Origin of the sequence: Paenibacillus sp. FSL L8-0638, from assembly GCF_038593075.1 — a bacterium.
In the GTDB taxonomy this organism is placed as follows: domain Bacteria; phylum Bacillota; class Bacilli; order Paenibacillales; family Paenibacillaceae; genus Paenibacillus; species Paenibacillus polymyxa_D.
Map to the genome: position 1 here is coordinate 3,633,836 of NZ_CP151960.1, position 24,073 is coordinate 3,657,908.

Sequence of the window (24,073 nt, forward strand, 5' to 3'; positions counted from 1 at the left end):
AAAATGACGACAATTGCCGTCAAAGAGCAGACTACTAACATAAGAATCTGCGAAGGAATGGACTTCGGGCGTTCTTTTTCTTAAGATGTAAAAGTACAGATTACAAAACAGAGGTGTCATCATGTGACGCACGAAAGGATGGTTGGATGTCAAGACTTGCCGGAAAAAAGGTTATCGCCCTAGTGGATGAGGAATTCGAGGATCTGGAGCTGTGGTATCCAATTTACCGTGTTCGTGAAGAAGGTGCAGAAGTGCATTTAGCCGGTGCGGAAAAGGGTAAAAAATATATTGGAAAATATGGCGTACCTGCTGAAGCGGAATATGCCTTTGAGGAACTGAATAGCAGTGATTATGACGGGATTCTTGTCCCTGGCGGTTGGGCACCTGATAAACTGCGCCGTTATCCCAAGGTCATTCAACTCGTACAGGAGTTTCATGCTGCTCATAAGCCGATTGGACAAATCTGTCATGCAGGCTGGGTACTGATTTCTGCTAAAATTTTGGATGGTGTTACGGTAACCTCCACACCAGGTATTCGTGATGATATGGAAAATGCAGGAGCTACCTGGAAGGATGAAGCTGTTGTGACGGACGGACATATTGTTTCTGCTCGTCGGCCGCCTGATCTTCCACCTTACGGAAAAGCGTTCTGCGATTTGTTAGCAGATAACACCTAAACCGTAATCACAACAGACTGTCAACAAGATGAAAAAAGAACCTTCAAAACCATGAATGAGGTGGTTTTGAAGGTTCTTTTTCGTCCAAACCATGCTACGCCATTAAGGTTTGCCACGACAAGTCTAACAGTATGGAGTTATTGGCTCCCCCCAAAGGTGTATGCTAATTGCGAAGCTTTGCGGACATTACATATTACTGCCGTCCAGGCCCGGCCGGAGTGCAGCTGACATTAGCTGCAGTCAGCTTGTCTTCAATCGCTGCACCAGTGGACATGCCAAAGCAAACCTGAGCGACCGTCGTTGCCTCAGATGCAGTCGTATTCAGCACACGATGCTTGACCCGCAATAAAGATTGGGGAGACATGCTGAGTTGATGTATCCCCAGTTCCAGCCAAAGCGGAACGGACCGTTCATCTCCAGCCATCTCACCACATACACTCACATCAATTCCTGCTTGATGTGCCGCTTGTGCAGTCATGCGCAGCATTCGAAGTACAGCTGGATGGTATGGATGGTACATATGTGCAATCTGCTCATTCATACGGTCTACAGCCAGCACATACTGAACCAGATCATTCGTTCCGATACTAAAAAAATTGGTTTCAGCTGCCAATAAATCAGCGATCATCGCTGCAGCCGGTACCTCAATCATAATTCCTCGCTGAATGTTCGGATTATAGGCAAGCCCTCTTGCATCCAAATCCGCCATAGCCTCCTTCAAAAGAGCATCTGCCTGGCGGACCTCCTCTACAGATGAGATCATCGGATACATTACCTTGATATTTCCCGTTGCACTGGCTCGCAAAATTGCAGTCAACTGGGTTTTAAACAATTCTTTCCAATCCAGACTGATCCGTATAGCACGGTAACCCAGAAAAGGATTTTCTTCCTCTGGTAGTTGAAGATAGTCCAACGGCTTATCTCCACCGATATCCAATGTACGGATAACTACGGAGTGGTTTCCTGCCTTTTCCGCTATCAGCCGATATACTTCATACTGTTCCTCTTCATCTGGAGCAGATTTGCGATCCATGTATAAAAATTCCGTGCGGAACAGTCCTACACCTTGAGCGCCATGCTTCAAAGCTGCCTCCAGCTCTTTAATCGAACTAATATTGGCCGCCAGCCTCAGGGTGGTTCCATCCTTGGTCACAGCATCTACAGAAGCAAGTACCTGAAGCTGCTCTTTTCTGCGTCGCTGCTCGTCGCGCAAAATTTTATAATGATCAGTTACCGCTTTTTCCGGATTCACATAAACTTTGCCCAGGTCTCCGTCCACAACCATTATGTCTCCCGTTTGAACGGGCAAATTCAGATTGCTCTCCAGTCCTGAAACGAGTGGAATCCCAAGTGCACGGGCCATGATCGCAGAATGCGAAGTTTTACCACCATTCATAGTTACAATCCCTAAAACATAGCTAGGATTCAAGTGTGCCGACTGGGAGGGTGAGAGCTCCTTGGCTACCAGAATATAGGGCTGTGTGTCCTTGGGAAGAGTCACCTCCGGTGCACCCAGCAAATGCTTGAGTAACCGGTTCCCCACATCTTTGATATCGATTGCCCGCTCCTTCATATATTCATCGTCCAGTAAATCAAACATTGTCACAAAATGATCAATGGCTTCCTTCACGGCCACCTCGGCCGCCTTGTACTGACGCTCAATAATTCCACGAATTTCATTCATGAATTCCGGATCTTCCAATATCGCAAGATGAGCATCAAAGATGCTGGATTCTTCTGGCCCCACCATCTCTCGAAACTCATCCTTAATAAACTGGATTTCACTTTTGGATGTGCGTATCCCTTCATACAAACGTTCAAATTCCTTTGCAAGATCTACCGCATCCATTTTTTGATCAGGTAAATCCCACTCCCAGCTCGGCAGGACAAATGCCTTCCCGATTGCCACACCTGCTGCGGCGCCGATGCCTTCTATCATGTTTCTACCCCTCCAACATTCCTGTCATGCAGCACAACGGACATTACCGAGGCCTGACCTTTTTTCACTGTTTTAAACGGAGCAAAGCTCCACGACTTGACGCGATCCGGATTCGTGATGACCATAGGAGTCACCAGCGATGGAGCTTGCTCTCGCAGCGCCTGCAAATCAAATTTGATCAGCAATTGCCCCGGTTCCACCGTATCGCCTGCTTCTACCATAGCAGTAAAATTCCCTTTTAGCTGTGAAGTATCAATCCCTATGTGGAGCAGAACCTCAAGTCCCTCTCGTGTGGAGATGCCTAAAGCGTGCATAGTCGGATACAAGTGCATCACAGTACCATACACTGGAGACACAAGTTCACCACGTTCAGGAACAAAAGCAACACCGTCCCCGACCAGCTTCGTCGCAAAAATTTTGTCAGGCACTTCATGAATCGGTAGCATTTTTCCATGTACAGGAGCGTTGAACAAAATTTGAGGGAGATCACGCTCCATCAGCTTCGCGATTTCCTCACGAATCAGTTCTGAATACGTTCCGAATACAACCTGCAAATTACCCCCACCCAGATTGATAAGCCCAGCCGATCCCAAAGCCTTCATCGCTCCGGTATCAATCAGCCTGTCATTGTGGACGGTCAGCCGCAAACGTGTGATGCAGGCCTCTACCTGCACAATATTTTCCTTCCCGCCAAGTGCTTCCAAAATAAGCGGAGCACTATAAGGAATATTGCCGGCCCAATCCTCCAGAACCGAACCTTCCTCGCGCCCAGGAGTTGGAATACGGAACCGCCGGATAGCCCATCGAAACAGTACATAATACACAAGCCCGTACGCGACTCCCACTGGAATTAACAACCAGGCGTTATGTGAGAGATGAAAATTAAGGACATAATCTATAAAACCCGCCGAATAGGAAAATCCGTGATGAATGTCCAGCTCAAAGGTAAGCCACATGGCCAGCCCAGACATTACTGCATGCACGAGGAACAAATAAGGAGCAGCAAATAAAAAGGCAAACTCAATCTGTTCCGACACTCCAGTAAAAAAGCAAACAAGCGCAGCTGTCAAAAATGTTTTTTGCACCTTTGGCTTCAAATCTTCACGCGCTTCCTGAATGATCGCCAGCGCAATGGCAGGGATCGCAAACATCATAATGGGGAACAACCCGGACATGAAATAGCCCGCTGTCGGATCGCCAGCAAAAAACCGGGGTAAATCTCCCTGTACAACGTTACCAGACGGCGTTTTATATGTACCCAGTTGAAACCAAAAAATATTATTAAGCAGATGGTGAAGACCAAAGGCCGCCAGTAGTCGGTATAGAATACCGTAGATAAACAGTCCAAAGCCGCCCAAGCTCGATTCCAAACCTACTATAAATTGCAGCCCTCTCTGTATGAGTGGGGCAATAATTAGCATGAGTCCTGCAAACACAGCCGAGAAGAGGCCAATAAGCAGCAGAACAAATCGGGTACCCCCAAAAAACTGAAGCACCTCGGGCAATTTGATGCTTTTGAAACGATTATAGGCCACCCCTGAAATGACCCCCAAAATGATACCAATGAGCGTCGCTGGTTGAATGAGTCCGTTTCCAAATCTCAATGTGACCTGATCGTATATAGCCATACCAGCCAATGCTGCCAGTCCCGCCTGACCTGCCTGATTCGACATACCCAGGGCAACACCAACCGCAAATAAATATGGCAAAAAATAAAAAATCCCGTGTCCTGCCGCATTTGCCATATCAGACACCATGGGGAATCCCCATGTCGACCAAGGAAGGCTGCCGAGACTTAGCAATATTGCAGCGGCTGGTAGCACCATCGTCGGGAGCATGACAGCACGACCGAGCTGTTGTAAGGATCCGAGCCAATTCATGGCATTCCTCTCCTTTCTATCCCTGATGGTAAGCCGAATAAATACTTTTGTCAAAGCAATGATTCCATCCTGCAAAAATATTTATTTACGCTACTACAGGTCCAAAGCTTTATCATCACAAGATAACACTATGAATCCGTTTAAATCCATTTCATCAACAAGGCATACATACATTATATGGATTCCCGAGAGGATAATATACTGTACCATATTCCTCATTTCGCACCAAAAACCTTCAACCCTGTGAAGCAAGGGAAGAAGGTTTTTATTCATCTGCGTATAGCACAGATTACTGATCCATGTTTATCCTTTACGCACAGCCTGGGTCACTGAGTCCTCCACCTTAATGCAACGATCCATAATAACCGTCATTCCATGCTCCTGCGCAATGTCAGCGGCTTCCTGGCTTATAATTCCCTGTTGAAGCCACAAAACCTTAGCTCCAATAGCAGCTGCTTCACGCGCAACCTCTGCACAGTATTCACTGCGGCGGAATACATTGACCAGCTCCACAGGCTCAGGTACTTCAGCAAGACTGGCATAGCAAGTCTCCCCAAGAATCGTTTGCCCTGCCGCCGCAGGATTAACCGGAATAATCCGATATCCCCGTTTCTGCATGGCATAAGAAACCATGTATGAGGTACGGTCCGATTTATCAGACAAACCAACAACCGCAATATTGCCTACTTGTTCCAAAATGCTTTTAATCTCTTCTCTCGACGGATTTTCAAAAGCCATCCTGTTCCCTCCTATTCGTATCTTCGTTTGCTTTTACTTTACCCATTCTACAGAAGCACCAAGCGCCGTTAGATGGTCAAAATACTGCGGATACGATTTGGCAACATGATGTGCATCCTTGATCACTAACGGCTTCTGTGCGCGTAAACCTACAATCGTCAAGGCCATAATAACACGGTGATCAAAATGCGCGTTAATTTCCACGCCACCTTCGACACCCTCCGGTCTGCCATGTACGATAATTTCCGCTTGACGTTCTTCTACCCGAGCTCCAGCCTTGGTCAGCTCATTCAAATAATCGGTAATGCGGTCACACTCCTTATACCGTAAATTCTCCACGTTATAAAAACGGGACGTGCCTTCAGCAAATACAGCCGCAGCCACCATTGCGAGCACAGCGTCTGTTGCAGCATCACCGTCAAATTCAACTGCTTTCAATCGACCATTGCCCTTCACAACGACGGTATCGTTCTCATGTGTCAGTGGTACTTCCATCATGCGCAGCACATCTACGATAGCGCGTTCTCCCTGTTTGCTCTGCTCCTTAAGACGATGGATGGTAACATCGGAATTCGTTACTGCAGCAGCCGCCAGCACCGCTGCACTCCCTGGATAGTCTCCCTGTACCGTATACGTACGTGGCTGATAGGATTGCCGTCCCGGGACACGGAAAAACATATAATCATCGCTTGCATGAATGATAATACCAGCCTCTTGCAATACCTCCAGAGTCTGCCCAATGACCACCTTGGATTTCAAATCATGCAGCACTTCGATTTCACTGTCTTCCTCCAGTAAAGGCGTAAGGAATAGCAGGGCGCTCAAATATTGTGAGCTAACCGAGCCGGACACCTGAATTTTACCGCCTTTCGCCTGACCACCCTGAATACGAATTGGCAACTTACCTTCACGATGGTCTACTTTCACACCCAATTGCCCCAGTGCATCGATTAGATCATCATGTGGTCTTTTGCCCAATGAGTCGGGATATGTATTAACAAATGTAACATCCGGACATAGAGATGCAATACCCATCAAAAAACGGAGCACCGCTCCTGCATTTCCCACATTCAATTCCTTCACAGCTTGAGGATGGCTACCAAAACCTGTAATAACTATTTTTTCATCATCCTCTTCCAGTACTGCACCCAGATCGGCGATACAACGACGCATAGCATCACTGTCTTCACTATGGGCAGGATAATAAATGGTACTTTGTCCCTCAGCAAGTGCCGCAGTGAGCAGATAACGAGTAGTGTAGTTTTTGGAGGACAGGGCCCCAATATCTCCTTGTAAGGAAGGGGTAGGTCTAACGATAACATCCATAATGTACATGCTCCTTTTCGGTTCAACCATCCTATTATACGTTAATTATACAAGTTGTAGCATTCATTTCTCCACCCAAAAAATAAGAAATATTAATCTAGGCCACCCGAGTGAATCCCGTCGGTTATTTAATCTATACCTGCCTTCAGGATTAAGCCGATTGACAGCCTAGAGATAGCTTAGCTATCATACATAGAGTGTGTGTGACATTTTGCACACCTCAAAAACATACGCAGCACCCATTATATATCAGAAAAGAGGTCCGGCCATGACGCAAATCGCCCTGATTGAACCTTCTGAGTTGCGCGCACGTCTGCAAGCAGGAGAGCAATTGCAACTAATTGACGTCCGCGAAGCGGAAGAAGTAGCGGAAGGCATGATTGAAGGTGCCAAGCACATTCCGCTCGGACAGCTTCCGGGTCGTCTTGAAGAAATTGAACGCACCGGTGAAATTATCTTTATTTGCCGGAGCGGTTATCGCAGTGAACGAGCCTGCGAATATCTACAGCAGCTAGGTTATGAAGGCTGTACTAACATGACTGGCGGCATGCTGCAATGGTCACAGGAGCAATAGAATACCTACTTCACAAAAGAGACGGGAACCTTCCCGTCTTTTTTGTTTTAACTCAAAGCTTAGACGCGGTAATGCATTAAAATATTTTGTCCCTATCATAACATAGCGCCAAAAGATTACACAATCCTCTACTGCCATCATAATCGTATCCATAATTATAAATTAAAAAACGGAAGCTTCTTCTACCCATAGGGCAAAAAAGCTTCCGTTGTATTACATAATGCTATTCATGCATATCCATCCGTTCATTAGAACCATTGATGATGAAATACGCCTTCTTTGTCCACACGTTTGAACGTATGGGCACCAAAGTAGTCACGTTGTGCTTGCAACAGATTTGCTGGCAAACGCTCAGTGCGGTAGCTGTCATAGTATGCAAGCGCGCTGGAGAAACCAGGCACTGGAATACCTTGGGATACAGCCACGGAAATCACTTGACGCCATGCATCTTGATACGTTTCAACTACATTTTTGAAGTAAGAATCCAGCAACAGGTTTTTCAAGGCAGGATCGCGGTCATATGCATCCTTGATATTTTGCAGGAATTGCGAGCGGATAATGCAACCGCCGCGGAAGATCATAGCGATTTTTCCGTATTTCAAATCCCAATCATATTCATCGGAAGCTGCTCGCATTTGAGCAAAACCTTGAGCATAGGACACAATTTTACTTGCAAACAGTGCTTTACGTACGCTTTCGATAAATTCTTTCTTGTCGCCGCTGAAGGACTCAGCATTAGGACCGCTCAGCACTTTGCTTGCCGCAATGCGCTCGTCTTTCATAGCAGACAAGAAGCGGGAAAATACAGATTCAGTAATCATGGACAATGGCACACCCAGATCCAAAGCGCTTTGGCTTGTCCATTTACCTGTACCTTTTTGACCTGCAGCATCCAAGATAACATCTACCATTGGCTTACCTGTTTCAGCATCGTACTGGGAGAAGATGTCAGCTGTAATTTCGATCAGGTAGCTGTCCAGTTCCCCTTTATTCCATTCCGTGAAGATTTCATGCAGCTCTTCTGCATTCACGTTTAGGACTGATTTTAACAGGTGATACGCTTCACCGATCAATTGCATGTCACCGTATTCGATACCGTTATGCACCATTTTTACATAGTGACCAGCACCGTCGGGACCAATATATGTACAGCATGGGTCGCCTTCCACTTTAGCAGAGATTGCCGTTAGAATCGGCTCTACCAGTTTATAGGCACTTTCTTGTCCACCCGGCATGATCGCAGGACCATTCAAGGCACCTTCTTCACCACCGGACACGCCTGTACCAATAAAGCGAAGTCCTTTTTCCTCCAGCTCCTTGCTGCGGCGCTGTGTATCAGGGAAGTAGGCATTGCCTCCGTCTATAATAATGTCGCCCTTGTCCAGATGAGGCACAAGCTGTTCAATCGTGGCATCTGTAGCTTTACCGGCTTGAACCATGATCAGGATTTTACGGGGCGATTCCAATGAGTTCACAAATTCTTCAATGGAGAAAGTACCCGTCAGTTTTTTACCTTCTGCTTCTTTGATAAGATCGTGCGTTTTTTCTGGAGAACGATTAAAAACCGAGACAGTGAAGCCTCTGCTCTCAATATTAAGGGCTAAATTCTTACCCATTACCGCCAGGCCGATCACACCAATTTGCTGTTTTGCCATCTGGTTCCTCATCCTTTGCAACATATTTTGTCTTCTATATCGCCGCTTTACCGCATTACACTTTATGTGAATCGGAATACGTGCACTTCTATTTTAACGTTTTTGGTGTAAGAAGTGAACCCCTGTCTATTCACAGATGAAAACACCCCATTTACATGAGGTGTTCAGATGTACTACGCTTCCATCATCAGCAGTTGGTGGGATAGCGTTTGCAGGCGTTCATGGCAATTCCCGATTTCAGCCTTATCTCCATCTGTCATCGCTGTGAACAGCTTCTCCAATGCATCGTCCACTTCCATTTTAAGCAGCAGCAGTCGGGTTTCTCCTTCATTGGAAGCGTACATATCCTCCATTTCCTGTGCTGACAGCACCGGTCCCTTCTGATAAATAACACGCTGCTTAAAGCCTGTAACCTCGACCAGACGAATGACCTCACCAAACAAAATATTTTCTACTAAAATATGATGGTCCTTGACTCTTTTGACAATGGCATGGCCCCGGGTGCTTCCAATCAGCTTCTCCAGCCACTCAGCCAGCTTGGCATCGCGAATTACATAATCTCCAGCCAGCTTGTAGTGTCCTGTGCGCAATTGTTGAAAACGGAGCTTCACCAGCTTGCGCCCGGTTCTCACCGACAAAACCAGATACGACTCATCCTCGCTCCAGTACAGCGAATACCCTTCCGATATCAAATCCTTGATCAGATTATGGATATGCCGACGGCTAAACCGGAGCTCTAGATTGCAATATTCTACCTCACAGCCCTTGTTCACGGCATTCCCTCCTTTTTCAAGTCCGATTCAAGAAGTCCGGCTACAGCAAGCCTGCGGCTTTCCCGCTTGATCTTCCCTTGCTCTATTTTATACTTCATTTTATGTAAGGGTACTTGGTTATTTGACCTATTTTTATGAGTAACAGCGCACAATCCTACTTTTGCCTTATATGCTTGTACCGAGCCTGGCCTAAAGTCGGTCAAGCCCGCTGACATTATGCTATAATCGGACATATTACGCCACACGACATGGCTTAACCCATTTACAGGAGGAAAAGGAATGACATTTAGTGGATTTACTGCAAAGGACTTCGATGTTTTTGAAATACCGGGGTTGGAGCCTCGTATGGAAGTGCTGATTCAGCAGATTCGGCCCAAGCTGGAAGCGATTGGCGAGGAATTAGCTCCATTTCTAACAGACTTATGTGGGGAGCCTATGTATGTTCACGTTGCCAAGCATGCACGACGCAAAGTCAATCCCCCGATAGATACATGGGTAGCCTGGGCGGCAAATAAGCGCGGGTATAAGGCGTTGCCCCATTTCGAGGTAGGTATGTTTGCTTCCCATATTTTCGTCATATTCGCAGTCATTTATGAAAGTCCCAATAAAATAACGTTTGCCCAGGCGCTTGAAGCCAACCTGAGCGATGTGCGCTCTAACATACCGGGCCATTTTTACTGGTCCATGGATCATATGGCTCCAGAAGGTACAGAACAGCAGCACATGGACACTGAAGAGTTTCAAACGATCATCCACAAGCTGCAACAGGTAAAAAAAGCCGAGGTCATGTGTGGGCTCCGTATTGATCGTAATGACCCTCTCGCCAGTGACGGAGCAGCATTGCTGCAGACGGTGCGTTCCACCTTTGAGCATTTGCTGCCGCTGTACCGAATGTCTTTCTCAAAAGAGTAGCCCTCGCTGCTTTTCAAGGCGCTGTTCAGGCCTCCACAGTCTTCCTGCGTGGATTCCGCGCCAGAGCCAAGTGGCAGCCAAACATGAGCAGCATCACGACCCCACTGATGATAAATGGAGCTGTGTGTCCAGCACGGTCCCATAGCACTCCTGAAACGAGCGGGCCTATAACCATGCCGGAGCCTTGAAGTGTTAAAAAAAAGCCCCATACCGTTGCTCGCTCGTTTTCCGGAATCAGTCGGGCAAGAAACGTGTTCCATGCAGGCAAAATGAGCGCATATCCCAAACCAATAAGCGCTACGGATACAAACACCAGCGGAATAGATCGAACGATTGAGAAGAAAAACAGCGTAATTCCGGCTAACAAAAAGCCAACATGTAGAAAATACTCCGTTCCAAGTCGGTCGACCAATTTGCCGCAAGGGATCAGTGCCAGCACAGTCACCCCACCGCCTGCAATCAGGAGCACGCTGTACAGGTTCGGTGAAATCCCAAGGTCCGTCCGAGCGTATAGCGTAAGTACTGGGCTGATCAAACCGATAACAAAAGACTGCAAAAACAGCGCCGGGTAAATTAACGGATTGACGTTAAGCTTTGTTTTGAGTACGCCGATCGTCTCTTGGATTCCCCTTAGAATCCCCCGCTTCTGCTTTATGTACCCATCAGACGACACTAGAGCGCTCTGTTCGAGGTCAACTTTGTCAGCAGACCTTTTCGGTCCTGGCAGCATGAGAGCAACCAACAACAACACAATACTGCATCCTATCAACATCATGAACACCATGCCGTAAGAATGTCCATAGTGGGATATGGCGAAGTTCATAATGAGCGGGCCCAATCCTGTTCCGCCCATAGACGCAATTTCCAGTGTACCCATCGCCGCGCCATTGCTGTTATTAGGCCCGGACATTTCAGTCGTTCCGGTCATAACACAAGGCCAGAGCGGAGAAGTGCCTAGACCGAGCAGCAGACACGCGACGACGAGCCACACAGGCTCTGTCAGTACGCTCAGCATAATAATCGCTACAAGCGTAAACAACAGCGCGGTCGACATCGTTCCCCGGTAGCCGAGTCGTTCAGCCATCCAGCCCGCCGGTGCCCGAAACGCGTTGTCTCCAAAATACTGAAGTGAAAAGGCCAAACCAATAACCCCAGCCGACAAACCAAGCGTTTCTCCCATATATACCGGCAGGATGGATACCAGAAGAGATCCTTTCATAAATTCGACCAGAAATACCAAAACCCATAATTTAGTAAAAAAAGGAGTCCACAACCGCTGCGGAGCTTTTTTTCGTCCTATTTGTCTCATCTAATCCACATCCTCCACCTTCATTTTTTGGCTATAAAGACCGGGTTCTCCGCCTACTCCACTCTTTCGCAAATAAATGCGCCCTCAATCGCTTGCATTCCTACTTTAAACTGCTATACTCAATTTTGTTCTATTATCACTTGCACAGGATTGTCGAAATCCTGCACGAAAGGTTGTGACAACACTAATGAATCAAAGCAACACCCCGCTTTTTACTGCTTTGAAAAAGCATGCTCAGAGCAACCCGGTTCAATTTCACATCCCAGGTCATAAAAAGGGAGTGGGAGCAGATTCGGAATTTCGCGAATTTATGGGGGATAATGCCTTTTCCATAGATATGATCAACATCGCTCCATTGGACGATCTGCATCAGCCTTCAGGCGTCATCGAAGAAGCTCAAAAGCTTGCAGCAGAGGCCTTCGGAGCTGATTATACGTATTACAGTGTACAGGGGACAAGCGGAGCCATCATCACCATGATTATGTCGATTTGCATGCCTGGTGATAAAATTATTGTACCCCGAAACATACACAAATCTATAATGTCTGCCATTATCTTCGCTGGTGCGAAGCCGGTATTCATTTCTCCAGTCAGTGATGAGAATCTCGGTATTCACCACGGGGTTACAACCAAGTCCGTACGCCGGGCATTGGAACGCCACCCTGACGCCAAGGGCGTCCTTGTTATCAACCCGACATATTACGGTGTGTGCGCCGATTTGAAGGAAATTGTAGATCTCGCTCACAGCTATAATGTGCCGGTCCTGGTCGATGAGGCTCATGGAGTACTGATTCATTTTCACTCTGATCTACCGATGTCCGCCATGGAGGCGGGAGCAGACATGTCAGCTACAAGCGTTCACAAGCTGGGTGGTTCCTTGACTCAAAGCTCAATCCTGAATGTAAATACGAAAAACGGATTCGTTAATCCCCAGCGTGTACAAACGATTTTCAGTATGCTGACAACAACGTCGACTTCGTATATTCTGTTGGCTTCGTTAGACACATCCCGACGTAATCTGGCCCTTAACGGTCATGAAATAGCACAACGCGCCCTTGATTTGGCTGAATATTGCCGCTCAGAGGTTAACAAGATTGAAGGGCTATATTGCTTTGGTAGTGAAATTCTCGGCACGGAAGCTACCTACGATTATGATCCAACCAAAATTACGGTTCATATCCGCCATTTGGGCCTTACCGGATACGATGTGGAAAATTGGCTGAGAGATCACTATAATATCGAGGTTGAACTTAGCGATATGTACAATATTCTCTGTTTGGTGACCCCTGGTGATACCAAAGAGGAAATTGAAATTTTGTTGAAAGCTCTGCGTGAGCTGGCTTCTCTGCACTATTCCACAGGTCAGGAGCATGAGCTGGTTGTAAAGATACCAGATATCCCTCAGCTCTCCCTCATTCCAAGAGACGCTTTTTATGGAGATACGGAAATCGTGCCCTTCAAGGAATCTGCTGGTCGCATTATTGCAGAATTCATTTATGTGTATCCACCGGGTATTCCGATCTTACTGCCAGGAGAAGTTATTTCGCAGGACAATATTGATTATATTGTTGATCATGTAGAAGTAGGCCTGCCTGTTAAAGGACCCGAGGACCGAACAGTACATCAGGTGAAGGTTATCGTCGAGACTGACGCTATTTCATAATATTGATCGGACAACACATGCTTACAAAATATATTGATAGTCAAGAAAAAAAGCCTCCATTTGGGGGCTTTTTTCTTAAATAACTATAACAGCTACTACATCCAATTCTATTCGTATTGGGCAACAAGCTCGCTATATGCAGCTTCTACACGTTTCCACTCATCTTCGTCCTCAATATTGTAAAGCACCATTTCTTCGTTTTCTTCTTCCATACGAAGAATAATGCCATCCGCTTCGGGATTGCCTCGCTCAAGCAGAAGAGCATAAACGTGATCTTCTACATCAAAGGTCTCTACCAGCACCATTTCTACATCTTTACCATTTTCATCAGTTAGCGTAAGAACCATTTCTTCATGTTCGTGGTCATGATCGTGGTTGCAGGCTTCACCGTGTTCATGTTTGTGATCACTCATGGAAATACCTACCTTCAAATTGTTTTATTTTCCCCCGTATCGTAACATGATCAAGGGTGCAGGTCAATTTGTGGTATGCCTAATTTATCGCTGTAATGACTTTTTCGGACACCAAGGTATAGCTGCCGTCTTTGCTCTCTTTAATGTAGAAACCAACCCGGTAATTCCCTGCTGTTTTGAAATCATACGTAAAGTCGTTCGTACGGAACCAGAAGTTATCCTTTTGCGCTCCTTTGATATCTTGAGACTGAATATCCTTCACGTTGCCCGAAGGGTCGGTGATCGCTACCTTCACTCCGGAGATATCTGTTTTCAAGGTATCAATTTGACTAAATACATTAAATTTCACTTTATTGCCTTTATTCACGTTACCAAACACAGTATCTCCCTTGAACAGGAACATATGCACGTTAGGCTGGTCGAAAACAACTTTTCCACCGGATGGATCAAAATTTACAAGTCCGTTAAAATCACGGATGGGCACATAGGTCTTCCCATCAATGACAACTGCACCATCTTTTGACACCTCTCCATTAATAATCAACTGCACTTGGTCCTTGGCGGATTCCGCCGAAATGGCGGTCCCTCCCATTATTGAAAAGGCCATCATTAGGGCCATCACTCTTCTCCATTTCATCACTACTAATCCCTCCATCGTCATCTGTTAAAAACCTTCTGTCGTACATTTATACCTAGCTCAGCCGCACAAGTTGCGCTGTGTTTCACAAATTGTCCAAAGTTTTTACATAAGGAGCCAAATCTTTAGTTCCAGCAGCATAGGTGGTAAAATACGACTGTAGAATGTCCTAGTACACAAAGTCTGGAGGATAGATCCATTATGAGCCTAACGATACAAATGCTTGGCACAGGCAGTGCCTTTGCCAAACATTATTACAACAACAACGCGCTGCTGGACAGCGGAGAAGGCAAACTGCTAATCGATTGTGGTACAACCGCTTCGTTAGCATTACACCAAATGCGCGTTCCTTTGCCTGAAATTGACGCCATTTTAATCACACATATTCACGCAGATCATGTCGGAGGTTTGGAGGAATTCGGTTTTCAAATGAACATTCTCCATCGTCGCAAGCCTCTACTTTATATCGCCGAACCCCTAATCCACCCTTTATGGGAGCATACACTCAAGGGCGGGATGTCACAGCAGGGTATGATTGACAAGCTTGAAGATGTATTCGAGGTAAACGTAATAACGCCTGGTGTGCCCACTACATTAGTATCCGGTATCCAGGTGGAGCTGATCCCTACACGGCATATTCCTGGTAAAAACAGTTATTCCTTATTCATAAATGACCGACTTTTTTATAGTGCAGATATGGTTTTTGACCCTGATTTGCTTCATCATCTGGTGCATGAACGAGGATGTCGGAGTATTCTGCATGAGGTTCAATTACAAGGTGCCGGAGAAGTCCATACGACGTTGAACGAGCTGCTAAGCTTGGCGCCATCTCTTCAAGAGCGGATTCATTTGATGCACTATAGTGATGATATGGAACAATTCAGGGATAAAGCTGGCGTCATGTCCTTTCTGGAACAGCAACGATTATATCAACTTGCAGAGTTGGAACGTGCAGAGTAGCATGCTAAATACAGCTTAACAATTAACAAAAAGCCGCCTGGCTATCCTTTGTAGGAAAGCCAGGCGGCTTGCTGTTCTTAAATATAATGCTAATGTTGCGAGTTAAGGTCAGAACAATGGCAGTTGATCCAGGTTATTAGAAGGATCTCCGTCGGCATCTCCCCGAATTCGTTTGCTGCCATCCTTGGCCTTGAAAACGTTAACGCCTGCAATTGAGCCTGTCTCAATCTCATTCAATGCTTGGCTATAATCTAAAATTCGACCGGTAGATGTCTGAAAAGACGTAAGGTCGCCATCCCCATTTTTACGTACTGCTGTAATTTGCTCCCGTTCTGTATTAGCCATGCTGTATCGCTCCTTATCCATAGTATAGTGGAGGAACTTTTACTAGCATGCGCATTGTACAGACTTGTATGCACCTTGCGCTGCCGACTACAACTTTTTGCGCATACGAACATGCGGTATTCCCGCATCGTCAAAAGGCTCATCTGAGATCGTCTCGTAGCCAAGCTTTTCGTAAAACTTCTCGGCTTGACATTGGGCATCTAGCAACGAGTATCTTAACCCCAATTCACGTGCACGTTCCTCCAGTGCTAGCAGTAATACACGTCCATAGCCTGCGGCACGATGCTCCTTGAGAACGGCAATACGTTGCATTTTAGCTGTATCTTCCTCATAGTATGTCAACCGACCAGTGGCCACCATTTCACCATGTTCACAAATTAGCAAATGATGGGCCGTATCTCCCAGCTTGTCATAATGGTCAATTTCTAAATCGAGAGGAACCTTTTGCTCATCGACAAACACTTTGGTACGGATCGATATTGCCTCCTGTAGCTGCTCCTCTGTTGTTACACTTATAATTTCTGCGGCCATCGCCTGTTCCCCCTATCATTAACTCCAAATTTATAAACTCACTAAATTCGAATTATATATATAAATGGTCATGAAGTACAGGCTGACTTCTATTTTTTCACTTTACATATATGGTTAATACATGATATTATCTAATAACCGAAGGACGGTAGCTCAGCGGGAGAGCATTATCTTGACAGGGTAAGGGTCATGGGTTCGATCCCCATCCGTCCTATTCGTCAAAAGCCTTGATATTCAAGGCTTTTTTTGTTTGTCTAGAGATAAATCCAGTTATCCTGTTTTTTAATCAAAATGATACTTATAAGATAAAAAAGCCGCCCGGAAAGATAGGGTCGACTTTTCTGTATACTCAGATCGTTGTAATTTAACAATGCCATTTTTTCTTCAGCAAAGCTTTTCACCTTAATCCTTCTATATATAGAAGAAAAAAAGCAGGACCTCAGCACAATACGCATAGAACTCTTAGATTACGATATAAACTGCCCCGCTCTCACCATCAATCTCCGTCGGGTAAGCAGTCACACATCCAGTATCCGGCTCTTGCACCCGGCCAGTGGAAAGGTCAACTTTCCAGTCATGGAGCGGACAATGGATTGCTGAGCCACATATCATTCCTTCGGATAACCGTCCCCCTTTGTGCGGACAACGATTCTCAAGCGCATGCACGCTGCCATTGCTCAGACGGAATACAGCTATTTCTGTATTATGAATGCGAACTGTCCTTGCTCCACGTCGGTCAATTTCGTTCAAATTAGCTATTCTGATTCTCTTGGTTGTCGTATTGGTCTCCATTTTGTCAGCCCCCTATTCCATTACTGGCTTAAGTTCCGGCAGCTGCACAAAATTTTTGCGCAGCTCTTCGTTGTGAATAATTTCGTGCCACGGATCAGTCGTCGTGCTTAATGTCTCTTCAATTCTGGTCACCAGTTGCTTCCTCGTCTCTGCATCCGAAAGTGCCTGTTTGATGGATTCCACTCCGACCCGTTCCACCCAATGGGCTGTGCGTTCGTTCCAATTGGCCTGCTCACGATAATACTGCAGATAGGCACCGGTCCATTCCATCACTTCATCCTCGGTTTTAACGGTACAAAGTAGTTCAGCTGCCCGAACCTTGATACCGCCGTTACCTCCAACGTAGATCCCCCAGCCACCGTCAATAGCAACGACGCCCAAATCCTTGATCGTCGCTTCAGCGCAGTTACGCGGGCAACCGGACACAGCCAGTTTGACTTTGGATGGAGCATTCAGACGTTCAAATACCTTTTCCAACCGGATGCCCATCCCCATAGCATCCTGAGTGCCAAAGCGGCAAAAGGTATTACCTACACACGTCTTAACCGTTCGCAGCGTCTTTCCATAGGCATATCCAGACGGCATATCCAACTCGGCCCAGATCCCTGGCAAATCCTCTTTTTTCACACCAAGCAGGTCAAGACGTTGGCCACCCGTAAATTTAACCAGAGGCACATTGTATTTCTCCGCGACAGCAGCAATTTTCTTCAGGTCGGCAGGTGAAGTAACTCCTCCATAAATGCGGGGCACGACAGAATAGGTGCCATCTTTTTGTATATTGGCATGGTACCGTTCATTCGTAAATCTGGATTCCTTCTCATCTTCATAATCCAGTGGCCATAGCATACCTAGATAATAATTGAGGGCCGGCCGACATTTAGTGCAACCTTCCGGTTCGTTCCATCCCAGCACATTCATCACTTCTTTGACACTCTTTAATCCCATCTCCCGAATGCCATCAATGATCGCTTCCCGGTCAAGCGTCGTACAACTACAAATACCCTCTTTCATCGTTTCTCCGGCTTCTGCGCCTGCGTATAGCTGTAAGAGTCCCTCCACTAATGGCTTGCAGCCGCCACATGATGCCGATGCTTTTGTGCATGCCTTAATCTCCCCGACACTCCGGCAGCCAGCCGCAACCGCCTCTCCAATGTCACCCTTGGATACACCATTACATCCGCATACAATTTCGTCATCAGGCATCTGCTCCAGCATCATGGAGCCACTAGCTTCTGGTTGACCAGGATTGAAGCCAAGTAATAACTCTTTCTCTCGGCCAACCACCGACTCGCCACTTTTGATCAACGAAAACAGCATGGCTCCGTCAGACGTATCCCCAAACAGAACGGCTCCGATCAGTTTTTCTTCCTTGATTACGATTTTTTTGTAGACGCCACCAATATCATCCTGATACCGCAGGGAACGTGTTCCCGGTTCATCCTTGTAATCCCCTGCTGAAAACACGTCGACACCCGATACCTTCAACCTTGTCGAGGTAACTGAACCACTGTAGCCGGGAGTCTCCATTCCCGCGAGTCGCTGAGCCAGTACACCACCTTGCTCATATAATGGAGCAACCAGCCCGTAAGTGATTCCCCGGTGTTCTGCACATTCTCCAACGGCGTAGATACCGGGGATATTCGTTTCCATGTGATCATTTACGATGATCCCGCGGTTTACAGGGATTCCCGCCGACACCGCCAGTTCAATGTCTGGTTTGATGCCTACCGCCATAACGATCAGATCCGCTTCCAACTCGCTGCCATCGGCAAATTTCAACCCTTCCACGCGGCGACGTCCTGTTATAGCCGCCGTCCGCTTATTGACCAGAAATGTCATTCCCTGCTCTTCCAGCTCGCGCCGTAGCATAAGGGAAGCAGCCTCATCCAGCTGCCGATCCATAATATATCCGTTAATATGGATAACTGTGACGTCCATCCCCAAGTTAAGCAGCCCCCTGGCTGCCTCTAGTCCAAGCAATCCGCCACCGATGACGGCTGCTTTTTTGTGCGTCTTCGCCGTCTCCATCATCGTTTCACAGTCACGAATATCCCGGAAACCGATAACACCATCCTTGTCGGCCCCTGGAAGCGGCAGAATAAAAGCTTTAGACCCCGTTGCCAACAACAACAAATCATAAGAGATGCATACGCCGGAGCGTGATGTCACCTGCTGCTTTTCCGTGTCGATAGCTGTGACAGGATCATCGGTATACAATCGAATATTGTTGTCTTCATACCAACTCCAGTCGTTGATGACAATATCCTGCAAACCAGCCCCTCCCGCCAGAACGGAAGACAGCATGATCCGGTTATAGTTTGGATGGGGCTCGGCCCCGAATACCGTAATCTCATAGCTACCTGGTGCAAGCTTCAGCAAATGTTCGAGAGTGCGTATCCCCGCCATTCCGTTGCCGATCAACACTAACTTTTGGATATTGTTCATCAGGTCACTCCCTTTCCATTTGTATCCTCAAAACATAAAAAGCCCGCTTCACATATGGGGATTCAAAATATCCCCCACATGAGAAAACAGGCTCCATTGCCGTTTCATCGAATACGCCGTTGTATCCATTAGAGTATGGAATTAAAAAGTATTGTAGCTAATATATAATGGTTCAAATGATATGTCAACATTCCTCACGCATTAACTTGTAAAAAATTATATTTTATCACCATGTAACATGTCTATGACGTATAAAATATCACTCCCCTACAAAATTAGGATTGATTTTCAGACCAAAACACGCCAAAATGGTTTAAAAGTCCGTTTTAACTTGATGATGGTGGAAAAATAAAGCAAACGGGTAAAATCCCATGTCATATTTGTTATCAATGAATACCATCCCCATCGCTAACTACCCTTCATATTACAGAGAGGAGGAGCCCGCTTGCGTTCCTTGTTGGTAATTCACTTACATTCTGACCATGTATCTGAGCAGACACACGCCGTTTCCTCATGGCAGGCAGGACCTGAACACCTTTTAGAATCCAACGGATACCTAACTCTGCCTTGCCGCAATGAATCTGAAATCAAACAGCTAATCCTTAATGCAGATGCGGCGGTACTAGACATACCTGTCGGCACGATCAGCATGTGGGGTGGCAGGCTGGAGCAAGCCAAAGCAGTCCCGTTGCTCTGGTGGTGCAGCGCAGAATCAGCGTTATCATCGACAGAGGCTTGTGAAGCTGATGTCACTGTTGATGGCATTCTAACCCCTTCTATGGCAGCCCATGAGCTGAATTGGGCTCTTCATTTTAGTGCCAAACGCTTTTTTGAACGCCAGCACTGGCAAAGTGAACGCAAGCAACTGACCGCTCGATTGGAAGAACGCAAATGGATTGATATGGCGAAAGGAATACTTGGAGAAGTAAACGGTATCCCGGAAGCGGAAGCATATGATGTGCTGCGGAAAAAAGCAATGAACGAACGCAAACGTATCGTTGATGTGGCAATTTCCATCGTCAAAGCACAGCAAATGTTAAAAGCATAAATCTGAAAGGGGCCTGAACATGAATATCATAGAAATATTAAAAGAAGTGGGTCGTGGCAAAAGGGGCGCCCGGGATCTGAATTACGCCGAAGCCGAAGCTGCTGCCGAACTTATTATGACCCAGTCAGCAACCCCTGCTCAAATCGGAGCTTTCTTTGCCGCGGAGCGCATTAAAATGGAGAGTGTTGGCGAGCTGGAAGCATTCGTAAACGTCTGCCGTAAATATACCCATCGCTACCCGATGCATAAAGGTATTGATTTCGCCGGTCCGTATGATGGCAGGAAGTCTTCATTTATTGCCACCTTCGCAACGGCCTTTCTACTCGCCTCATGCGGAATTCCTGTAACGATGCATGGTAGTGCACCCCTCCCTCCCAAATGGGGTGTTACGCTCCCGCTTTTATTGCAGGAAATGGGGGTAACGCCCCGGAACATGACGCGTGAAATCGCCGTTCATGCCGCGAAGCTGACTGGTGTACTGTTCGTAGCCTCCGAACAGTGGTGTGTGCCCCTGCGAGATATGCGGCCCATTCGCGAAGAACTGGGGCTTCGCACAGTGCTGAATACTGCCGAGAAACTGGTTGATTACGGTTCTTCCCCATATATTGTATTCGGCGTTTTCCACAATACTGTGTTCGAAAAGACGGCGAAACTCATACAAAATCTGAATTACCACAGAGCTCTGATCGTCCAAGGGAGCGAAGGATCGGAGGATCTGTTCATCGATCGGCCGACCCGGACTTACCTGCTTGCTAACGGCGAGGTATCATTACAGGTTATTGATCCGGAAATGTACGGACTGGATTCGGTGGTACCAGAGCATAACTGGACCCCCGCTGAACAACTGCGCATTACGGAGGAAGTGCTACAAGGCACAGCTTCTATAGCCTTTTCGAATCAAGTGTTACTCAACAGTGCGGTCCGGCTGTTCGTTGCAGGGCGAGTTGACTCCATAGAGGAAGGTTTGTATACCTGCAAACCGCTGCTAGAAAATGGGCACGCCTGGGGTTTGTATTGTCACTGGCGGGAAGCCATGCTCAGAACAGAAATAAAAACGGGAGCAGACAGATCTGAAACCCGATTGCATTTATAATTACTGGCGTCACGCAGTCTAGTGATTACGAGCCCTAAACTGTCCAACTCAAAAAAGCCAGCTCCCTCACTCATACAAGGGGGCTGGCCTTTTATGCAAAGAAAAAGTCACTTACTCCGTCCTGCTCTAGAACTCCGACCATTCCTCGTTATCTGCACTGGTTGCGGCTGCAGCCAGATGAAGGGGACGGATGCGTACAGCTGCCGTTTTGAAGCCAGGCATCCGACAGAACGGATCAAGATCAGGGCGGGTCGCCCGATTAACATTTTGTATCCCACCCCAATGCATGGGCACGAAGAGCGTATCTTCGCGGATATGTGGTTTGATCCGGCTGCGGACAGTGAAGCTGCCGCGCTGTGATGCTATTTCTACCCACTCCCCGTCCCTGATGTGCCAGCGTCGCGCTGTCCGCGGATGAATTTCCACATAATTCTCAATCTCTCGCGCGGCCAGCGACGGACTTCTGCGCGTTTGTGCACCGGTCAAATAGTGAGCCAGTACACGGCCGTTCGTCAAAATAAGCGGGTACTCCTCTGATATCTCCTCTCCTGCTCCACAGCTTTCAACCACCGTAAAAACAGCCTTTTGATCGGAATGGCCAAAGGTTTCCCGAAACATTGTATCCATACCGGCTCTGTCCGTAGACGGGCATGGCCAATATACTCCTTCTTCACGACGCAGCCTGTCGTATGTGATCCCGTAGTAATCGGAAGGACCGCCCCGGCTGGCGAGCCGCAGTTCTTCAAAGATATGCTCGGCATCCCTGTACGAGAAATAGCCGCCCTTGTTTAGCTTTGCAGCCACCTGACACAAGATGTTCCAGTCATCTCTAGCCTCGCCTGGTGCGGACCTCGCCGCTTCCCGTAGCAGAACGCGGCCCTCCAGATTGGTCATGGTCCCCGTATTCTCCAAATAAGATGTCACAGGCAAAACAACGTCAGCCATCCGCGCGGTTTCCGTGAGAAACATATCCGCCACAACCAGCAGATTCAGCTTTTTGAGGGCTTTCTCCACCAGCCGGACATTCGGGTTAGATACAATAGGATTAGAGCCCATCACGAACAAAGCTTGGATTTGTTTCTGATGGACAAGCTCCATCATTTCATAGGCGGACACCCCCTTTCCTGGCAAACTGCTTGGTTTTACTCCCCATACGGACGCCACATAGGCTCGATCTTCTTCATCCTCAATCGATCTGTAACCAGGAAGCTGGTCAGCCTTTTGGCCGTGCTCTCGTCCCCCTTGCCCGTTTCCCTGACCTGTGATAGCTCCATAACCGCATCCTTCCCTTCCAATCTTGCCAGTGGCCAGCACCAGATTAAGAAATGCACGCACCGCCATATGTCCATCTGTCTGCTGTTCAACACCCCTGGCCGTAAAAACGATGCCCGTCTCCACACTGCCAAAGGCACGTGCTGCCTGCTGGATCATTTCTACTTCAATTCCGCACAACGCAGCCGATTCTCTCAGATCCACACCCTTCAAATGAGTCAACAGCTGGTCATAGCCGTTGGTCCGCTTGCGGATAAACTCTTCATTCGCAAATCCCTCATCCACGATGACCTTTAGCATGGCATTGGCCAGCACAGCATCCGTACCCGGCTTGATTTGCAGGTGCAAATCAGCGGCGGCCGCCGTTGGTGTCGCGCGCGGGTCAATTACGATGACAAAGGCGCCGTTTTCCTTCGCCTGGTGAAAGTAAGGCATTAAGGTCGGCTGGCATTCAGCGATATTTGTACCTGCGAGCACAATACAACGAGCCAACGGAATATCAGCCAGCCTGCAGGTCAGTCCGCGATCAACGCCAAACACTTTACTGCCAGCGGATGCCGCTGCCGACATGCAGAAGCGCCCGTTATAGTCGATATATCGCGTACCTACAGCCACTCTTGCAAATTTGCCGAGTAAATAAGCCGTTTCATTGGAGAGTGAACCTCCACCGTAAATTCCGATTGCATCAGGACCTTGTGTGGACAGTAGCGTAGAGAAACTGCTAGCTATAGTATCCAACGCCTCCTCCCACTTGACGGGAACCAGTTGGCCCTCTTTGCGAATGAGGGGCTGTACCAGCCTTTCCGCATGAGTCGCATGCTGATGCGCATTCATTCCCTTGATGCACAACCTACCCTGCGAGGCTGCATTAGGCTTCCCTTCCGCCTTAAACACTGTACGAATGATACCCGCAAGTGTCTCTGTACCCGTGCTAACGGTCATCTTACATTGCACGCTGCAAAACGGGCACTGCGTATCCATTACTGACGGTACATGTAGCCCAGCTTCCGGTTTGCCTTCTCCTGACTGACACATCAAAGCCACCTCCCTTTCGCCATTTTTCGGAATTTTATCGTCTGCACGATAGATAA

21 protein-coding genes and 1 tRNA gene are annotated in these 24,073 nt (G+C 47.3%); 8 read left to right on the plus strand and 14 right to left on the minus strand.

What is annotated here, in order from left to right:
* Window positions 1-146 precede the first annotated feature (146 nt).
* On the plus strand, window positions 147-677 hold the full coding sequence (locus MKY35_RS16120) for a type 1 glutamine amidotransferase domain-containing protein (protein WP_029517654.1): 531 nt from the start codon (window positions 147-149) through the stop codon (window positions 675-677).
* Between the two features lie 193 nt (window positions 678-870).
* Here the strand turns inward: MKY35_RS16120 and ptsP are convergent, their stop codons facing one another.
* From ptsP to aroA, 4 genes are all read right to left on the minus strand, one after another.
* Window positions 871-2,616, minus strand: coding sequence for a phosphoenolpyruvate--protein phosphotransferase (ptsP, locus tag MKY35_RS16125; protein ID WP_342444224.1), 1,746 nt, complete (start codon window positions 2,614-2,616; stop codon window positions 871-873).
* Window positions 2,613-4,496 carry a glucose PTS transporter subunit IIA gene (locus tag MKY35_RS16130; RefSeq protein WP_023989337.1) on the minus strand — a complete coding sequence of 628 codons (1,884 nt, stop codon included), beginning with the start codon at window positions 4,494-4,496 and terminating at the stop codon, window positions 2,613-2,615. Before MKY35_RS16130 ends, ptsP begins: the two co-directional genes overlap by 4 nt.
* A 303-nt stretch (window positions 4,497-4,799) precedes the next feature.
* Entirely contained in the window at window positions 4,800-5,234 is a 435-nt protein-coding gene (locus tag MKY35_RS16135) for a CoA-binding protein (protein ID WP_069010574.1), read from the minus strand.
* 33 nt (window positions 5,235-5,267) lie between these two features.
* Window positions 5,268-6,560: a 3-phosphoshikimate 1-carboxyvinyltransferase gene (gene aroA / locus MKY35_RS16140; RefSeq protein ID WP_342444225.1), complete on the minus strand. Its 1,293-nt coding sequence runs from the start codon at window positions 6,558-6,560 to the stop codon at window positions 5,268-5,270.
* 268 nt (window positions 6,561-6,828) lie between these two features.
* On the opposite strand from aroA, the gene MKY35_RS16145 reads away from it, so the two are divergent.
* Window positions 6,829-7,134, plus strand: a complete 306-nt coding sequence (locus tag MKY35_RS16145; RefSeq protein ID WP_010345522.1) for a rhodanese-like domain-containing protein — start codon at window positions 6,829-6,831, stop codon at window positions 7,132-7,134.
* A gap of 248 nt (window positions 7,135-7,382) precedes the next feature.
* Here the strand turns inward: MKY35_RS16145 and gndA are convergent, their stop codons facing one another.
* Complete coding sequence (gndA, locus tag MKY35_RS16150; protein WP_013310934.1) at window positions 7,383-8,789, minus strand: NADP-dependent phosphogluconate dehydrogenase; 1,407 nt, start codon at window positions 8,787-8,789, stop codon at window positions 7,383-7,385.
* Between the two features lie 173 nt (window positions 8,790-8,962).
* Window positions 8,963-9,562 carry a hypothetical protein gene (locus MKY35_RS16155; RefSeq protein WP_039270817.1) on the minus strand — a complete coding sequence of 200 codons (600 nt, stop codon included), beginning with the start codon at window positions 9,560-9,562 and terminating at the stop codon, window positions 8,963-8,965.
* A gap of 279 nt (window positions 9,563-9,841) precedes the next feature.
* On the opposite strand from MKY35_RS16155, the gene MKY35_RS16160 reads away from it, so the two are divergent.
* Window positions 9,842-10,474 (plus strand): DUF1054 domain-containing protein, encoded by a 633-nt coding sequence (locus MKY35_RS16160; protein WP_165150291.1) that lies wholly within the window; start codon window positions 9,842-9,844, stop codon window positions 10,472-10,474.
* Window positions 10,475-10,499: 25 nt separating this feature from the next.
* On the opposite strand, the gene MKY35_RS16165 is transcribed toward MKY35_RS16160, so the two are convergent.
* Entirely contained in the window at window positions 10,500-11,783 is a 1,284-nt protein-coding gene (locus MKY35_RS16165; protein WP_029517662.1) for an MFS transporter, read from the minus strand.
* 187 nt (window positions 11,784-11,970) lie between these two features.
* Here MKY35_RS16165 and MKY35_RS16170 point away from each other — a divergent pair, with 187 nt between their 5' ends.
* Window positions 11,971-13,446, plus strand: a complete 1,476-nt coding sequence (locus MKY35_RS16170) for an aminotransferase class I/II-fold pyridoxal phosphate-dependent enzyme (RefSeq protein WP_029517663.1) — start codon at window positions 11,971-11,973, stop codon at window positions 13,444-13,446.
* Between the two features lie 107 nt (window positions 13,447-13,553).
* On the opposite strand, the gene MKY35_RS16175 is transcribed toward MKY35_RS16170, so the two are convergent.
* Window positions 13,554-13,859 (minus strand): DUF1292 domain-containing protein, encoded by a 306-nt coding sequence (locus MKY35_RS16175; protein ID WP_007431055.1) that lies wholly within the window; start codon window positions 13,857-13,859, stop codon window positions 13,554-13,556.
* Window positions 13,860-13,938: 79 nt separating this feature from the next.
* Window positions 13,939-14,496, minus strand: coding sequence for a hypothetical protein (locus MKY35_RS16180; RefSeq protein WP_013310940.1), 558 nt, complete (start codon window positions 14,494-14,496; stop codon window positions 13,939-13,941).
* A gap of 201 nt (window positions 14,497-14,697) precedes the next feature.
* Between MKY35_RS16180 and MKY35_RS16185 the strand changes: the two genes are divergently transcribed.
* Window positions 14,698-15,456 (plus strand): MBL fold metallo-hydrolase, encoded by a 759-nt coding sequence (locus MKY35_RS16185; RefSeq protein WP_342444226.1) that lies wholly within the window; start codon window positions 14,698-14,700, stop codon window positions 15,454-15,456.
* 108 nt (window positions 15,457-15,564) lie between these two features.
* On the opposite strand, the gene MKY35_RS16190 is transcribed toward MKY35_RS16185, so the two are convergent.
* Both MKY35_RS16190 and MKY35_RS16195 read right to left on the minus strand, forming a co-directional pair.
* A complete protein-coding gene (locus MKY35_RS16190; protein WP_029517665.1) occupies window positions 15,565-15,801 on the minus strand; it encodes a DUF3892 domain-containing protein in 237 nt (78 codons plus the stop codon).
* 87 nt (window positions 15,802-15,888) lie between these two features.
* Window positions 15,889-16,332: a GNAT family N-acetyltransferase gene (locus MKY35_RS16195; protein WP_029517666.1), complete on the minus strand. Its 444-nt coding sequence runs from the start codon at window positions 16,330-16,332 to the stop codon at window positions 15,889-15,891.
* Between the two features lie 142 nt (window positions 16,333-16,474).
* Between MKY35_RS16195 and MKY35_RS16200 the strand changes: the two genes are divergently transcribed.
* Window positions 16,475-16,546 (plus strand) — tRNA-Val (locus tag MKY35_RS16200).
* Between the two features lie 248 nt (window positions 16,547-16,794).
* On the opposite strand, the gene nirD is transcribed toward MKY35_RS16200, so the two are convergent.
* Both nirD and nirB read right to left on the minus strand, forming a co-directional pair.
* Window positions 16,795-17,124, minus strand: coding sequence for a nitrite reductase small subunit NirD (gene nirD / locus MKY35_RS16205; protein WP_342444227.1), 330 nt, complete (start codon window positions 17,122-17,124; stop codon window positions 16,795-16,797).
* A gap of 12 nt (window positions 17,125-17,136) precedes the next feature.
* Window positions 17,137-19,569, minus strand: a complete 2,433-nt coding sequence (gene nirB / locus MKY35_RS16210) for a nitrite reductase large subunit NirB (protein ID WP_342444228.1) — start codon at window positions 19,567-19,569, stop codon at window positions 17,137-17,139.
* Between the two features lie 445 nt (window positions 19,570-20,014).
* Between nirB and MKY35_RS16215 the strand changes: the two genes are divergently transcribed.
* Both MKY35_RS16215 and MKY35_RS16220 read left to right on the plus strand, forming a co-directional pair.
* The gene (locus MKY35_RS16215; protein WP_342444229.1) at window positions 20,015-20,617 is read left to right on the plus strand and encodes an ANTAR domain-containing protein; all 603 of its coding nucleotides are present in this window, start codon (window positions 20,015-20,017) and stop codon (window positions 20,615-20,617) included.
* Between the two features lie 19 nt (window positions 20,618-20,636).
* Complete coding sequence (locus MKY35_RS16220) at window positions 20,637-21,710, plus strand: anthranilate phosphoribosyltransferase (protein ID WP_342444230.1); 1,074 nt, start codon at window positions 20,637-20,639, stop codon at window positions 21,708-21,710.
* A 126-nt stretch (window positions 21,711-21,836) separates the two neighbouring features.
* Here the strand turns inward: MKY35_RS16220 and MKY35_RS16225 are convergent, their stop codons facing one another.
* The gene (locus MKY35_RS16225) at window positions 21,837-24,017 is read right to left on the minus strand and encodes a molybdopterin oxidoreductase family protein (protein WP_342444231.1); all 2,181 of its coding nucleotides are present in this window, start codon (window positions 24,015-24,017) and stop codon (window positions 21,837-21,839) included.
* Window positions 24,018-24,073: the final 56 nt, after the last annotated feature.

Bases quoted from the DNA above. Each gene is read 5' to 3' on its own strand.
- MKY35_RS16120 (WP_029517654.1), top strand. From the start codon at position 147: ATGTCAAGACTTGCCGGAAAAAAGGTTATCGCCCTAGTGGATGAGGAA.
- ptsP (WP_342444224.1), bottom strand. From the start codon at position 2,616: ATGATAGAAGGCATCGGCGCCGCAGCAGGTGTGGCAATCGGGAAGGCA.
- MKY35_RS16130 (WP_023989337.1), bottom strand. From the start codon at position 4,496: ATGAATTGGCTCGGATCCTTACAACAGCTCGGTCGTGCTGTCATGCTC.
- MKY35_RS16135 (WP_069010574.1), bottom strand. From the start codon at position 5,234: ATGGCTTTTGAAAATCCGTCGAGAGAAGAGATTAAAAGCATTTTGGAA.
- aroA (WP_342444225.1), bottom strand. From the start codon at position 6,560: ATGGATGTTATCGTTAGACCTACCCCTTCCTTACAAGGAGATATTGGG.
- MKY35_RS16145 (WP_010345522.1), top strand. From the start codon at position 6,829: ATGACGCAAATCGCCCTGATTGAACCTTCTGAGTTGCGCGCACGTCTG.
- gndA (WP_013310934.1), bottom strand. From the start codon at position 8,789: ATGGCAAAACAGCAAATTGGTGTGATCGGCCTGGCGGTAATGGGTAAG.
- MKY35_RS16160 (WP_165150291.1), top strand. From the start codon at position 9,842: ATGACATTTAGTGGATTTACTGCAAAGGACTTCGATGTTTTTGAAATA.
- MKY35_RS16165 (WP_029517662.1), bottom strand. From the start codon at position 11,783: ATGAGACAAATAGGACGAAAAAAAGCTCCGCAGCGGTTGTGGACTCCT.
- MKY35_RS16170 (WP_029517663.1), top strand. From the start codon at position 11,971: ATGAATCAAAGCAACACCCCGCTTTTTACTGCTTTGAAAAAGCATGCT.
- MKY35_RS16175 (WP_007431055.1), bottom strand. From the start codon at position 13,859: ATGAGTGATCACAAACATGAACACGGTGAAGCCTGCAACCACGATCAT.
- MKY35_RS16180 (WP_013310940.1), bottom strand. From the start codon at position 14,496: ATGAAATGGAGAAGAGTGATGGCCCTAATGATGGCCTTTTCAATAATG.
- MKY35_RS16185 (WP_342444226.1), top strand. From the start codon at position 14,698: ATGAGCCTAACGATACAAATGCTTGGCACAGGCAGTGCCTTTGCCAAA.
- MKY35_RS16190 (WP_029517665.1), bottom strand. From the start codon at position 15,801: ATGGCTAATACAGAACGGGAGCAAATTACAGCAGTACGTAAAAATGGG.
- MKY35_RS16195 (WP_029517666.1), bottom strand. From the start codon at position 16,332: ATGGCCGCAGAAATTATAAGTGTAACAACAGAGGAGCAGCTACAGGAG.
- nirD (WP_342444227.1), bottom strand. From the start codon at position 17,124: ATGGAGACCAATACGACAACCAAGAGAATCAGAATAGCTAATTTGAAC.
- nirB (WP_342444228.1), bottom strand. From the start codon at position 19,569: ATGAACAATATCCAAAAGTTAGTGTTGATCGGCAACGGAATGGCGGGG.
- MKY35_RS16220 (WP_342444230.1), top strand. From the start codon at position 20,637: ATGAATATCATAGAAATATTAAAAGAAGTGGGTCGTGGCAAAAGGGGC.
- MKY35_RS16225 (WP_342444231.1), bottom strand. From the start codon at position 24,017: ATGTGTCAGTCAGGAGAAGGCAAACCGGAAGCTGGGCTACATGTACCG.